The organism is Streptomyces sp. NPDC026538 (assembly GCF_055567535.1).
The window spans coordinates 326,522-339,789 of record NZ_JBVHQG010000002.1 but is presented as its reverse complement, the minus strand read 5'-3'; the positions used below and the strand labels follow the sequence as shown (position 1 = coordinate 339,789).

11 protein-coding genes are annotated in these 13,268 nt (G+C 69.7%); 1 reads left to right on the top strand and 10 read right to left on the bottom strand.

The window, feature by feature from the left end; translation table 11 throughout:
* Positions 1-54: 54 nt before the first annotated feature.
* From ACZ4N4_RS08415 to ACZ4N4_RS08385, 7 genes are all read right to left on the bottom strand, one after another.
* Positions 55-1,260, bottom strand: coding sequence for an acyl-CoA dehydrogenase family protein (locus ACZ4N4_RS08415; RefSeq protein ID WP_453569566.1), 1,206 nt, complete (start codon positions 1,258-1,260; stop codon positions 55-57).
* Between the two features lie 3 nt (positions 1,261-1,263).
* Entirely contained in the window at positions 1,264-1,776 is a 513-nt protein-coding gene (locus tag ACZ4N4_RS08410; protein WP_316781971.1) for a MaoC family dehydratase, read from the bottom strand.
* 5 nt (positions 1,777-1,781) lie between these two features.
* On the bottom strand, positions 1,782-2,747 hold the full coding sequence (locus ACZ4N4_RS08405) for an HpcH/HpaI aldolase/citrate lyase family protein (protein ID WP_467585915.1): 966 nt from the start codon (positions 2,745-2,747) through the stop codon (positions 1,782-1,784).
* Entirely contained in the window at positions 2,744-4,816 is a 2,073-nt protein-coding gene (locus ACZ4N4_RS08400; protein WP_450766203.1) for a protein meaA, read from the bottom strand. Before ACZ4N4_RS08400 ends, ACZ4N4_RS08405 begins: the two co-directional genes overlap by 4 nt.
* Positions 4,817-4,833: 17 nt before the next feature.
* Entirely contained in the window at positions 4,834-6,177 is a 1,344-nt protein-coding gene (ccrA, locus tag ACZ4N4_RS08395) for a crotonyl-CoA carboxylase/reductase (protein WP_467585913.1), read from the bottom strand.
* A gap of 610 nt (positions 6,178-6,787) precedes the next feature.
* Positions 6,788-7,618 carry a TetR family transcriptional regulator gene (locus tag ACZ4N4_RS08390; protein WP_453569573.1) on the bottom strand — a complete coding sequence of 277 codons (831 nt, stop codon included), beginning with the start codon at positions 7,616-7,618 and terminating at the stop codon, positions 6,788-6,790.
* Positions 7,619-7,784: 166 nt separating this feature from the next.
* Positions 7,785-9,590, bottom strand: coding sequence for a 3-hydroxyacyl-CoA dehydrogenase family protein (locus ACZ4N4_RS08385; RefSeq protein WP_467585911.1), 1,806 nt, complete (start codon positions 9,588-9,590; stop codon positions 7,785-7,787).
* 391 nt (positions 9,591-9,981) lie between these two features.
* Here ACZ4N4_RS08385 and ACZ4N4_RS08380 point away from each other — a divergent pair, with 391 nt between their 5' ends.
* Positions 9,982-10,557: an adenylosuccinate lyase gene (locus tag ACZ4N4_RS08380; RefSeq protein WP_467585908.1), complete on the top strand. Its 576-nt coding sequence runs from the start codon at positions 9,982-9,984 to the stop codon at positions 10,555-10,557.
* Here the strand turns inward: ACZ4N4_RS08380 and ACZ4N4_RS08375 are convergent.
* Genes ACZ4N4_RS08375 through ACZ4N4_RS08365 form a run of 3 tightly spaced genes read right to left on the bottom strand, consistent with a single transcriptional unit; the run spans position 10,544 to position 13,147 of the window.
* Entirely contained in the window at positions 10,544-11,077 is a 534-nt protein-coding gene (locus tag ACZ4N4_RS08375; protein ID WP_467585906.1) for a GNAT family N-acetyltransferase, read from the bottom strand. The two genes, ACZ4N4_RS08380 and ACZ4N4_RS08375, sit on opposite strands and share 14 nt — an antisense overlap.
* A 46-nt stretch (positions 11,078-11,123) precedes the next feature.
* Complete coding sequence (locus ACZ4N4_RS08370) at positions 11,124-11,522, bottom strand: RidA family protein (RefSeq protein WP_453383862.1); 399 nt, start codon at positions 11,520-11,522, stop codon at positions 11,124-11,126.
* Positions 11,523-11,578: 56 nt separating this feature from the next.
* Positions 11,579-13,147 (bottom strand): alpha/beta hydrolase, encoded by a 1,569-nt coding sequence (locus ACZ4N4_RS08365; RefSeq protein ID WP_467585903.1) that lies wholly within the window; start codon positions 13,145-13,147, stop codon positions 11,579-11,581.
* Between the last annotated feature and the right edge of the window lie 121 nt (positions 13,148-13,268).

The window sequence follows — 13,268 nt, the reverse complement described above, 5'->3', positions numbered from 1 at the left end:
ACCGCTGACGGGGTGTGATCTTCTTCTCGAAGAAAACACCCCATACCCGGACAATCAGCCCTGGAACCGATACTCTTCGAGCAACCTTCGCCCGATGATCATTTTCTGGATCTCGGCGGTACCTTCGCCGATCAGCAACATCGGCGCCTCCCGGTAGAGGCGTTCGATCTCGTACTCCTTGGAGAATCCGTAGCCGCCGTGGATCCGGAAGGCGTCCTCCACGACCTCCTTGCAGTACTCGGAGGCGAGGTACTTCGCCATCCCGGCCTCAAGGTCGTTTCGTTCCCCGGAGTCCTTTTTGCGTGCCGCGTTGACCATCATGGCATGCGCGGCCTCGACCTTGGTGGCCATCTCCGCGAGCTTGAACTGGATGGCCTGGTGCTGGGCGATCGGCTTGCCGAAAGTGTGACGCTGCTGGGCGTACCGGACGCCCAGTTCGAACGCACGCTGTGCGACACCGCAGCCACGCGCCGCCACGTTGACGCGGCCGACCTCGACTCCGTCCATCATTTGGTAAAAACCTCGGCCGGTGACCCCGCCGAGCACCCGATCGGCCGGAATCCGGAGCCCGTCCATGATCAGCTCGGTGGTGTCGACACCCTTGTAGCCCATCTTGTCGATCTTGCCCGGGATGGTGAGGCCGGGGCGGACCTCTCCGAAGCCGGGCTCCTTCTCGACCAGGAAGGTCGTCATCGACTTGTGGGGCGCGGTGCCCTCGGGGTGGCCTTCGTCACTTCGGACGAGGACGGCGACGAGGGACGACGTGCCGCCGTTCGTCAGCCACATCTTCTGGCCGTTCAGGACGTACTCCTCGCCGTCCTTCACCGCCTTCGAGGTGATCGCCGACACGTCCGAGCCCAGGGCGGGCTCCGACATCGAGAACGCGCCCCGGATGTCGCCGGCCGCCATGCGCGGCAGGAAGTGGTCCTTCTGCTCCTGCGTGCCGTGCTGCTTGAGCATGTACGCCACGATGAAGTGCGTGTTGATGATCCCGGAGACGGACATCCACCCGCGGGCGATCTCCTCGACGCAGAGCGCGTACGTCAGGAGGGACTCGCCCAGGCCGCCGTACTCCTCGGGGATCATCAGGCCGAAGAGGCCGAGCTCCTTGAGGCCGTCGACGATCGCTTGCGGGTACTCGTCGCGGTGCTCCAGCTCGGTGGCGACCGGGAGGATCTCCTTGTCCACGAAGTCGCGGACGGTGGAGAGGATCTCCTGCTGGACGTCGGTCAGACCGGCGGTCTGGGCGAGACGGGCCATCGCTTACTTCCCCTGTTCCTTGAGCTCGGGGCGGCCCGGCTGCTCGCCGCCGCGCTCCTTGATGTACGTCTCGGTCGGCACCATCACCTTGCGGCGGAAGATGCACACCAGCGTGCCGTCCTGCTTGTAGCCCTTGGTCTCGACGTAGACGATCCCACGGTCGTTCTTCGACTTGGAGGGCCACTTGTCGAGCACGGTCGTCTGGCCGTAGACCGTGTCGCCGTGGAAGGTCGGCGCCACGTGCTTGAGCGACTCGATCTCCAGGTTGGCGATCGCCTTGCCGGAGATGTCCGGCACGCTCATGCCGAGCAGCAGCGAGTAGATGTAGTTCCCGACCACCACGTTCTTGCCGAAGTCCGTCGTCTTCTCGGCGTAGTTGGTGTCCATGTGGAGCGGGTGGTGGTTCATGGTGAGGAGACAGAACAGGTGGTCGTCGTACTCCGTGACCGTCTTTCCGGGCCAGTGCTTGTACGTCGCCCCGACCTCGAACTCCTCGTACGTGCGTCCGAACTGCATCGCGCTCAGGCCTCCGGGATCTCGAACTTCGACGTGCGCTGCATGCCGGCGGCCCGGCCCTTGCCGGAGATGACCAGGGCCATCTTGCGGCTGGCCTCGTCGATCATCTCGTCGCCGAGCATCGCGGAGCCCTTCTTGCCGCCCGCCTCGGACGTGTAGTAGTCGTACGCGTCCAGGATCAGCTCGGCGTGGTCGTAGTCCTCCTGCGACGGCGAGAAGATCTCGTTGGACGCCTCGACCTGGCCCGGGTGCAGCACCCACTTGCCGTCGAAGCCGAGCGCGGCGGCGCGCTGGGCGACCGCGCGGTAGCCGTCGATGTTGCGGATCTGGAGGTAGGGGCCGTCGATCGCCTGGAGGTTGTTGGCGCGGGCGGCCATCAGGATCTTCATCAGGATGTAGTGGTAGGCGTCCGCCGGGTAGCCGGGCGGCTGCTCGCCCACGACCAGCGACTTCATGTTGATGGACGCCATGAAGTCGGCCGGGCCGAAGATGATCGTCTCGACGCGCTGGGAAGCGGTGGCGATCTCGTTGACGTTGTTGAGGCCCTGCGCGTTCTCGATCTGCGCCTCGATGCCGATCTTGCCGACCTCGAAGCCCATGGTCTTCTCGATCTGGGTGAGGAGGAGGTCGAGCGCGACGACCTGCTGGGCGGTCTGCACCTTCGGCAGCATGATGCAGTCGAGGTTCTGGCCGGCACCCTCGACGACCGTGACGACATCGCGGTACGTCCACTCGGTCGTCCAGTCGTTGACGCGCACCACCCGCGTCTTGCCCGTCCAGTCACCCTCGTTGAGGAACTTCACGATGGTGTGCCGCGCCCCGGGCTTGGCGAGCGGCGCGCACGCGTCCTCCAGGTCCAGGAAGACCTGGTCCGCCGGGAGACCCTGGGCCTTCTCCAGGAAGCGGGGGTTCGAGCCGGGCACGGCCAGGCAGGAGCGCCGCGGGCGGAGCCGGTTGACGGGCGTGGTCATGCGGGGACCTCCAGGGGGTCGAGCTTGTTCGCTTTCCGGATCTCGTCGACGATGCGGCCGATGATTCCGGTGATGTCGAAGTCCTTCGGGGTGAAGACCGCGGCCACTCCGGCTTCCCTGAGCTGCTCGGCGTCACCATTCGGGATGATGCCACCGGCGATGACGGGTATATCTGTGGCACCGGCCACACGGAGTCGTTCCAGGACGTCCGGGACCAGCTGGGCGTGCGAGCCGGACAGGATCGACAGGCCCACCGCGTGCACGTCCTCGGCCAGGGCCGCGTCCACGATCTGCTCGGGTGTCAGCCGGATGCCCTGGTACACCACTTCGAAGCCGGCGTCCCGGGCCCGTACGGCGATCTGCTCGGCGCCGTTGGAGTGCCCGTCAAGACCCGGCTTGCCGACCAGGAACCTCAGCTTGCCGCTGCCCAGGTCGCGGGCGGTGGCATCCACCTTCGCCCGCACCTCGGCCAGCGCCGAGCCCGCCTCGACGGGGACCGCGACGGGAGCGGAGGAGACCCCGGTGGGCGCCCGGAACTCGCCGAACACCTCCCGCAGCGCGCCCGCCCACTCGCCGGTCGTGACTCCGGCGCGGGCGCACTCCAGGGTGGCCTCCATGAGGTTGCCGGTGCCCTTGGCGGCCTCCTTCAGCCGCTCCAGCGCCTTGCAGGGTCGCGGGTGGTTGAACGGCGGCTGGTACCGCGTGTCGCGCCAGCGGCCGATCGCCGCCACCACCCGGGCCTCGACCGCCGGGTCGACCGTCTGGATCGCGGTGTCCAGGTCGGCCGTGAGCGGGTTGGGTTCGGTCGTCTCGAAGATGTTGACGCCGACGATCTTCTCCCGCCCGGACTCGATCCGGCCCCGGCGCTCCGCGTGCGAGGAGACCAGCTGCGACTTCAGATAGCCGGACTCGACGGCGGCCATCGCGCCGCCCATTTCCTGGATCCGGTCGATCTCGGCCAGGGAGTCCTCGACCAGCTGGGCGACCTTCGCCTCGATGACGTGCGAGCCCTCGAAGATGTCCTCGTACTCCAGCAGGTCGCTCTCATGGGCGAGCACCTGCTGGATGCGCAGCGACCACTGCTGGTCCCAGGGCCGGGGCAGGCCGAGGGCCTCGTTCCACGCGGGCAGCTGAACGGCACGCGCGCGGGCGTCCTTCGACAGCGTCACGGCGAGCATCTCAAGGACGATCCGCTGGACGTTGTTCTCCGGCTGCGCCTCGGTCAGACCCAGCGAGTTGACCTGGACGCCGTACCGGAAGCGGCGCTGCTTGGGGTTCTCGATGCCGTACCGCTCACGGGTGACCCTGTCCCAGATGCGGCCGAACGCGCGCATCTTGCACATCTCCTCGACGAAGCGGACGCCCGCGTTCACGAAGAAGGAGATCCGCGCGACCACATCGCCCATCCGCTCCTGCGGCACCTGGCCGGAGTCACGGACGGCGTCCAGCACCGCGATGGCCGTGGACATCGCGTACGCGATCTCCTGGACCGGCGTGGCGCCCGCCTCCTGCAGGTGGTAGCTGCAGATGTTGATCGGGTTCCACTTCGGCATGTGGGAGACCGTGTAGGCGATCATGTCCGTCGTCAGCCGGAGCGACGGCCCCGGCGGGAAGACATGCGTCCCGCGGGACAGGTACTCCTTGACGATGTCGTTCTGGGTCGTGCCCTGGAGCTTGGTGATGTCGGCGCCCTGCTCCTCGGCGACGACCTGGTAGAGCGCCAGCAGCCACATGGCGGTGGCGTTGATCGTCATCGAGGTGTTCATCTGCTCCAGGGGGATGTCCTGGAACAGCCGGCGCATGTCACCGAGGTGCGAGACGGGTACGCCCACCCGGCCGACCTCGCCGCGGGCGAGGATGTGGTCGGGGTCGTAGCCGGTCTGCGTCGGCAGGTCGAACGCCACCGACAGGCCGGTCTGGCCCTTGTCGAGGTTGCGCCGGTACAGCTCGTTGGACGCCTCGGCCGTGGAGTGCCCGGCGTACGTGCGCATGAGCCACGGCCGGTCCTTCTCCCTCGGCGCCTGCGGCACGGAATCCCGCCCGCCGTCGGCGATCTGACGCTCAGTCATCTATGACCTCGGGTGTCTCAGACGTTGCGGAAGCGGTTGATGGCGTCGAGGTGCTTGGCGCGCATCTCCTCGTCGCGCACCCCGAGGCCTTCCTCGGGGGCCAGGCACAGGACGCCGACCTTGCCCTGGTGGAGGTTGCGGTGCACGTCGTAGGCGGCCTGGCCGGTCTCCTCCAGGGAGTAGACCTTGGACAGGGTGGGGTGGATCTTGCCCTTCGCGATCAGCCGGTTGGCCTCCCAGGCCTCGCGGTAGTTGGCGAAGTGCGAGCCAATGATCCGCTTCAGGGACATCCACAGGTAGCGGTTGTCGTACTCGTGGTTGTAGCCGGAGGTGGAGGCGCAGGTGACGATCGTGCCGCCCTTGCGGGTGACGTAGACGGAGGCGCCGAAGGTCTCGCGGCCGGGGTGCTCGAAGACGATGTCGACGTCCTCGCCGCCGGTCAGCTCACGGATGCGCTTGCCGAAGCGCTTCCACTCGCGCGGGTCCTGCTCGTGCTCGTTCTTCCAGAACTTGTAGTCCTCGGCGTTGCGGTCGATGATCGCCTCGGCGCCCATGGCCCGGCAGATGTCCGCCTTCTGCGGCGAGGACACGACGCAGATGGGGTTGGCGCCGCCGGCCAGCGCGAACTGGGTGGCGTAGGAGCCGAGTCCGCCGCTCGCGCCCCAGATGAGGACGTTGTCGCCCTGCTTCATGCCGGCGCCGTTGCGGGAGACCAGCTGCCGGTAGGCGGTGGAGTTGACCAGGCCCGGGGCGGCGGCCTCCTCCCAGCTGAGGTGGTTGGGCTTGGGCATCAGCTGGTTGGACTTGACCAGCGCGATCTCGGCGAGCCCGCCGAAGTTGGTCTCGAAGCCCCAGATGCGCTGCTCGGGGTCGAGCATGGTGTCGTTGTGGCCGTCGGACGACTCCAGTTCCACGCTCAGGCAGTGCGCGACGACCTCGTCACCGGGCTTCCAGGCGTTGACGCCCGGGCCGGTGCGCAGGACGACGCCCGCGAGGTCGGAGCCGATGATGTGGTACGGCAGGTCGTGCCGCTTGGCCAGCTCGTTCGTACGGCCGTAGCGCTCCAGGAAGCCGAAGGTGGACAGCGGCTCGAAGATCGAGGTCCAGACCGAGTTGTAGTTGACGCTCGATGCCATGACGGCGACCAGGGCCTCGCCCGGGCCCAGCTCGGGCAGGGCCACCTCGTCGAGGTGGGTGGACTTGCGCGGGTCCTTGTCGCGGGTCTCCAGGCCCGCGAACATCTCCGTCTCGTCCTTGTGCACGGTGATCGCGCGGTACGACTCGGGCAGCGGCAGGGCGGCGAAGTCGGCCGGCGTCGAGTCCGGCGACTGGATCGCGTCGAGAATGGCCTGAGTGGTCACGGTGTTGCCTCCGGCGGTTCTGCGCCCCTTGAGGGAAGGGGCGCTGAGGGTTACGTCGGTGCTGCTGAGGGTTTTGGGAAGGTGCCGTCGGTTCGGCGTGGGTGGTGCTTCGGCAGCGCTTTGTGGCGCGGGAGGTTGCCTGTGACGCAGGCGTCCGGCGGGCGGGCTGGTGGGCTCGCCGGGACAGGCCGGACACCCATCAACGTATGACACCGCGTGTCAGGTGACAAGGCACTGAGTGCCAGAACTTGCTCTCAGATGAAATCTTTACGTAACAAATGAGCGATGATCGATCAAAGCTACCGGCCGGTAGGGTAAGGTGTCCCGACTTGCGGAGGTCGTCCGGATGTCAGAGCGGCTCGGCCGTCCGTGTCGAGCGGTGACCGGCACGCAGTGCCATCGCGGGCGGCAGCCGGAGTCGGACCTCGGGGCCGATCGGGTGACGGGGACGCCTCCCCGTGCCTCGGCGGCGGGATTCTCACCGACCAGCCGTGGACCCGCCCCGAGAGGGGCGCGGAATGGTGTCGATCTGCGGCTCCGCCGCGTGCACGGCGAACCACCACGACGCCGCACCCGCCCAGGGGGGCACGTCAGGGCACCCCCTAGGCGCTCAACGCTCCTTCAGCGCCTGCTCGATGGTGCGCATCACCTCGTCGAGCGGGGCGTCGGTCCGGGCCACCGTCACCAGCACCTCGCCCTGCGAGGCCACGGTGGCCGGCGTGGTGGACCGGGGCGGGGTCTCCCGGCCCGCGCCGATGCCCGTCCCGAACGTCCTGCGCACGATCGCGAAGGCGTGGTCGAGCTGCGCCTCCACATCTCCCTGCCCGCCGGCCCGCAGCCAGCGCCGCAGCACGTGGTTGTGGGCGGTGACCACCGCCGACGCGGCGACCTCGGCCAGCAGCGGGTCGTCGTTCGCGTCGTCCGCGTGCGCGTGCTCGTCGAAGTGGCCGAGGAGGTAGCGGGTGAAGAGGCGCTCGTAGCGGGCCACCGAGGCGATCTCGGCCTCGCGGAGGGTGGGCACCTCGCGGGTGAGCTTGTAGCGGGCGACCGAGATGTCCGGCCGGGCCGCGTACATCTTCATGACTTCCTTGATGCCACGGCACACGGTGTCCAGCGGGTGCTCGTGCGCCGGGGCCGCATTGAGCACGGCCTCCGCACGGATCAGCGTGTCGTCGTGGTCCGGGAAGATGGCCTCTTCCTTGGAGCGGAAGTGGCGGAAGAAGGTGCGGCGGGCGACTCCGGCCGCGGCCGCGATCTCGTCGACGGTGGTCGCCTCGTACCCCTTGGTCGCGAACAGCTCCATCGCGGCGGCCGCCAGTTCTCGGCGCATCTTGAGCCGCTGGGCTGCCGCGCGACTGCCCGCGGCACTTTCCGGCGCGTCGGACGTGGCTGCTGTACGTGAGGACCTGGCGGGCTGGGGCATGCCCCGAACGTACTGCATGTGCGCAGCTTGATGGGCATGACCGGGGTTTCCCCCGCCTGTGAAGGGCGGGGGGCCTCCGGGCCGGGCGGGCGGGGGAGGGCTGTGCCGGGCGGGCGGCGGACCGCTGCCCGGGTCGAGCAGCCCGCCCCAGTCCCGCTCGTCCCGGTACCAGTCGCCGAGGCCCTCAGCGGCGGGCATATTCGCGGAAGCCACGGCCGGTCTTGCGGCCGAGGCAGCCCGCGGCCACCAGGTGCTCCAGGAGCGGCGCGGGTGCCAGCCCCGGATCGCGGAACTCCCGGTGCAGGACCTTTTCGATCGCGAGCGACACGTCGAGGCCGACCACGTCCAGCAGCTCGAACGGGCCCATCGGGTAGCCGCCGCCGAGCTTCATCGCCGCGTCGATGTCGTCGAGCGAGGCGTAGTGCTCCTCGACCATCTTGATCGCGTTGTTGAGGTACGGGAACAGCAGCGCGTTCACGATGAATCCGGCCCGGTCACCGCAGTCGACGGCGTGCTTCCTGATGTTCGCGCAGACCTCGCGGACGGTCGCGTGGACGTCCTCGCCGGTCAGCACGGTACGGACGACCTCGACCAGCTTCATGGCCGGCGCCGGGTTGAAGAAGTGCATGCCGATCACGTCCTGCGGACGCGAGGTGGCCCGGGCGCAGGCCACGACCGGCAGCGAGGAGGTCGTGGTGGCCAGGATCGCGCCGGGCTTGCAGACCTTGTCCAGCGTGGCGAACAGCTGCCGCTTGATCTCCAGGTCCTCGGCGACCGCCTCGACGGCCAGGTCGACGTCGGCGAAGGCGTCGTAGGAACCCGCGGCGCTGATCAGGTCCAGGGTCTGTGCGGCGGCCTCGGCGGTCATCCGCCCCTTGCCGACCGAGCGGTCCAGCGACTTGCCGATGCGGGCCTTGGCGGCCTGCGCCTTCTCCTCGCTGCGGGCGGCCAGGACGACCTGGTAGCCGGCCTTGGCGAAGACCTCGGCGATGCCGGAGGCCATGGTGCCGGAGCCGGCCACCCCGACGGAGCGGACCGGGCGGCCCTGGGTGAGGGCGGCGCCGTCCAGCGGGGTCAGCGCGTCCCGGACGACGGTGGCGCTGCCGGGGGCCTCGTAGGTGTAGAAGCCGCGCCCGGACTTGCGGCCGGTCAGGCCCGCCTCGCTGAGCTGCTTGAGGACGGGGGCCGGGGCGTGCAGCCGGTCGCGGGACTCGGCGTACATGGCCTCGAGGACCGTCCGCGCGGTGTCGATGCCGATCAGGTCGAGCAGGGCGAGCGGGCCCATCGGCAGGCCGCAGCCGAGCCGCATGGCCGCGTCGATGTCCTCCCGGGAGGCGTACTTGGCCTCGTACATCGCGGCAGCCTGGTTGAGGTAACCGAACAGCAGCCCGTCCGCGACGAACCCGGGGCGGTCCCCGACCGCGACCGGTTCCTTGCCCAGTTCCAGCGCGAGGTCGGTGACCGCGGCGACCGCGCTCGGCGCGGTGAGCACCGAGGAGACGACCTCGACCAGCTTCATCGCCGGGGCCGGGTTGAAGAAGTGCAGGCCGAGAACGCGCTCGGGGCGCGCCGAGTCGGCGGCCAGCCGGGTCACGGAGAGCGCGTTGGTACCGGTGGCCAGGATGGTCTCGGGGCGGACGATGCCGTCCAGCTCGCGGAAGATCTGGTGCTTGATCTCGTACGACTCCGGGACCACCTCGATGACGAGGTCGGCGTCGGCCGCGGCCGTCAGGTCGGTGCCGGTGCGGACCCGGGCGAGGACGTCGGTGCGTTCCTGCTCGGTCAGCCTGCCGCGGGTCACGGCACGGGCCGTGGAGGCTTCCAGGGCGGCGAGGGAGCCGGCGGCCTGGGCCTCGCTGATGTCGATGCCGATCACCTCGCGGCCGGCCCTCGCGAGGACCTCGGTGATACCGGTGCCCATGGTGCCGAGGCCGACCACGGCGACGGTCCTGAGCGGGGACAGGGAGGGGTCGGACTGGGGAGTGGCCATCGCGGGACTCCAGGAATGAGGGTGACGACTGGAAACGCCCCCCGGTGCGCCGAAGGGGCGCACCGGGTGCGGAGAGAGCTGCAAGGGAGCTGCGTGAATGCGGGTGTTGCCGGGCTGCTGGCGCACACGCCCGGTGCCGTCGCCGCAGGCGTGCACACGCCTGGGAGCGGCTGATCCCGACCGGCCCTGTCCCGGAGCCGAGTCGTGCATACGGTACGAGGTACCGAACCGACCTGATGCTCACGACGGCTGCGTCACCAAACCGGAATGAGCGTTAGTGCGAGTGGGTGACTCGCTCGATTGAGCTTAACCGGCGGGTAACGAGCGCGCCAGCCCCCCGACTTTGTGATGTACGTCCCTCCGCCCCCGCAACCCCTCTACGCTGGGCTTCGTGGACGAAGAGTTGCGATCGCTCACGGAGCGTCTGCGCCAGGAGTCGCAGGGAACGGTCGCCTACGACCGGCTTCTGGCGACCGAGGACCCCGACGAGCTGGCGGAGGTGCTCATCGCCGCCGGACAGCCCCTGTGGGCCAGGGAGTTGGCGGCGTACCGCCTGGGGACGGCCGGCGACCGGCGCGCCTTCGAGACGCTGGTCCTCCTCCTGAACCACCGCGATCCACCGCGGTGCGCCTCCGCCGCGCACGCCCTCGCCCGCCTGCGGGACCCGCGCACCGCCCGCGCCGCCGCCGCTCTCGCCACCAACGAACTCCGGGTCGCCTACGCCCTGCACCCCGTCCGTCTCCTGGTCGCGCTCCGCGCCCCGGAGTCCGTGCCGGCCCTCATCACCACCCTGGAGCGCCGGCTGCGCCCCCACGACCCCTACCGCAGGGTCGCCCTCGCCTGTGTGGAGGGCCTGGGCGCCCTGGGCGACACCCGTGCCCGCCGCGTCCTGAGCGAGGCGCTGGCCCACCCCAACCTCGCCGAGGCCGCGGTCCAGGCTTTGTCCCACATCCCTAGGCCACGGTGAGGCCGCCGTTCCTGACGTACCGCACCTCGGGCACGGGCACCCCGTCGACCTCGTACGGCTCCTCGGTGCCGTCGGGCCGGAAGCCCGCCGTCTCGTAGAACCGCCGGGCTCGCGCGTTCCCCTTCAGTACCCACAGGTACACGCGCGTGGACCGGGCGCACTGCTCGAGGACCGTCTCCAGCAGTCGCCGCCCGGCCCCGGTGCCGACATGGCCCGGGTCGAGGTAGATCGCGTACAACTCGGCGTCCCCGGTGCGTACTTCGCCGTCCCGGTACGGCCCGTGCGCCGCCCAGCCGACGATCTCGCCGCCCTGCTCGGCGACCAGGTCCGTCACTCCGTCCTCGCCGTCCCGGAACCGGGCCCGCCGCCGCTCGGCGTCCCGCTCGACACTGAGTCCGTCCAGGAACGGCTGCGGCATGAGCCCCCGGTAGGCGTACTGCCAGCCCCGGATGCGTATCTCGGAGACCCGGTCGCAGTCGTCGAGGGCCATCGGTCGGATGCGGAGGGAGTCGTCGGTCATGACGGCACCCTAGGAAGCCGACGGGTCCGGCCGCCCGGTGTTTCGCTCAGTCCGCCACCACCGCGAAGGCCTCGATCTCCATCAGGAACTGGGGAGCGACGAGTGCGGCCACCTGGATCGCGGACGACGCCGGGAGGCGGTCGTCGGGTATGTGGGCGGCACGGGCCTCGCGGACGGCCGGCATATGCGCCATGTCCGTGACGAAGTAGGTGAGCTTGACGACGTCGTCGAAGCCGGCGCCGGCCGCCGCCAGGCAGCGGCTCAGGTTCTCGAAGACCTGGCGGGCCTGGGCGGCCGGGTCGCCCTCGCCGACGAGCCTGCCGTTCTCGTCCAGCGGCAGCTGGCCGGAGACGGCGACGAACCGGCCGGTGGCCGCCACCACATGGCTGTACTGGGCGGCCGGGGCGACGCCGTCGGGGGCGGTGATGCGGGTCGGGTCAGTCATGCGTCCATGGTGGACCATGGGTCCGACAGCGCCCCCGACGGCCGGTCAGGACCGGTTCAGCCGCGGAACCCCAGCAGCCCGTGCAGGGTCGAGCCACGCGACGACGTGGACGCCGCCTTCGTGCTCAGGGGCTTCGGGTCCGGGGTCTTCCGGCAGACTGCGTCGGCGGTGCCGTCGCCGTGCGGGACCCTGCCGTCGGTCAGGTAGGCGGCGAGGTAGTCGTCCAGGCAGCTGTTGCCGCTCAGTGTGATGCCGTGGTTGCCGCCGCCCTGTTCGACGACCAGGCTGGAGCCGGCCAGCAGCCGGTGGGCCGTGACACCGCCCTGGTAGGGCGTGGCCGCGTCGTCCGTGGCCTGGAAGAGAAGGGTCGGCGGGAGCTTGCCGTTGGCGATGGTCGGCGGCTTCAGCGCGGACGTCGGCCAGGAGGTGCACGCCGCGTTGTACCAGGCGTTGTTCCAGACCATGAACGGTGCCTTCTCGTAGGCCGCCCAGTTGTCCTTGCGCCACTGGTTCCAGTCCCGCGGCCAGGAGGCGTCCCGGCACTGGACGGCCGCGTAGACGCTGTAGCCGTTCTCGCCCGAGGCGTCGACGGCCGCGAAGTTCTGGTACGCCTCGACCAGCGCCGCCGTCTTCTTGCCGTTGACGTAGGAAGAGAACGCCTCCGCCAGGTAGGGCCAGTAGCCGTTGTAGTAGCCGCCCGGGATGAAGGTGTCCTCCAGCTCGGCGGCGCCCACCTTGCCGCCCGCCGGCTTCTTCGCCAGCGCCGCCCGCATGGCGTACCACCTGGCCTCGACCTGCTTCGGGTCGGTGCCGAGCTTGTAGGTGGAGTCGTACTTCGCGATCCACGCCATCAGGGCGCGGTGGCGGTCGTCGAACGCGTAGTCCTGGCCGAGGTTGTCGTCGTACCAGACACCCGTCGGGTCCACGATCGAGTCCAGGACCAGGCGGTGGATCCGCTCCGGGTGCAGCTTCGCGTAGACGGCGCCCAGGTAGGTGCCGTAGGAGTAGCCGAAGTAGCTGATCCGGCCGGCTCCGAGGGCCTGGCGGATGGAGTCCATGTCCTGTGCGGCGCTGACCGTGTCGAGGTACGGCAGCAGGCTCGCGTACTTCTTGCCGCAGGCCGCCGCGAACGACTGCACGCGCTTGAGGTTCGCCTGTTCCAGGGCGGGCGTGGCCGGTACCGAGTCGGGGCGCACCGGGTCGAAGTAGCCCGGCGCGCAGTCGATCGCCGGGCTGCTCCGGCCCACGCCACGCGGGTCGAAGCCGATGACGTCGTACTGGGCCGCCACCTTCTTCGGCAGCGTGGAGGCGACGAAGCCGGCGAGGCTCAGTCCGCTGCCGCCGGGGCCGCCGGGGTTGACCAGCAGCGGGCCCTGGTACGTGGACGCGGTGTGCGGGACGCGGGAGAGGGCGAGCGTGATCTGCTTCCCGCCCGGGTTCCGGTGGTCGAGGGGCGCCTTGACGGTGCCGCACTGCAGCGTCGGATAGTCGGTGGTGCCGCACTTCTTCCAGGCCACCGAGGGCGCCTGGACGGCGGCTCGGGCGGTGGCGCTCGCGGGCAGGGCGGTGAACGACCCGGCCACGACAGCGGCGGCGGCGCACAGCACGGCTGCGCGTGTTCGCATGGGGTCCTCCCAGGACGGAGGTGTCGCGGACCGCACGTGTCACGGTCCTCGCCGCATCGTCCCGGGAACAGCACCCGGAAGAACCTGTTCTGACGATTATTGACCCAATTGGGCCGAGGGT

Excerpts from the sequence above, each read along its gene's own strand:
- ACZ4N4_RS08385 (WP_467585911.1), bottom strand. The coding sequence starts at position 9,590 with ATGGCCACTCCCCAGTCCGACCCCTCCCTGTCCCCGCTCAGGACCGTC.
- ACZ4N4_RS08370 (WP_453383862.1), bottom strand. The coding sequence starts at position 11,522 with ATGACTGACCCGACCCGCATCACCGCCCCCGACGGCGTCGCCCCGGCC.
- ACZ4N4_RS08365 (WP_467585903.1), bottom strand. The coding sequence starts at position 13,147 with ATGCGAACACGCGCAGCCGTGCTGTGCGCCGCCGCCGCTGTCGTGGCC.
- ACZ4N4_RS08390 (WP_453569573.1), bottom strand. The coding sequence starts at position 7,618 with ATGCAGTACGTTCGGGGCATGCCCCAGCCCGCCAGGTCCTCACGTACA.
- ACZ4N4_RS08375 (WP_467585906.1), bottom strand. The coding sequence starts at position 11,077 with ATGACCGACGACTCCCTCCGCATCCGACCGATGGCCCTCGACGACTGC.
- ACZ4N4_RS08405 (WP_467585915.1), bottom strand. The coding sequence starts at position 2,747 with ATGACCACGCCCGTCAACCGGCTCCGCCCGCGGCGCTCCTGCCTGGCC.
- ACZ4N4_RS08415 (WP_453569566.1), bottom strand. The coding sequence starts at position 1,260 with ATGGCCCGTCTCGCCCAGACCGCCGGTCTGACCGACGTCCAGCAGGAG.
- ACZ4N4_RS08410 (WP_316781971.1), bottom strand. The coding sequence starts at position 1,776 with ATGCAGTTCGGACGCACGTACGAGGAGTTCGAGGTCGGGGCGACGTAC.
- ACZ4N4_RS08400 (WP_450766203.1), bottom strand. The coding sequence starts at position 4,816 with ATGACTGAGCGTCAGATCGCCGACGGCGGGCGGGATTCCGTGCCGCAG.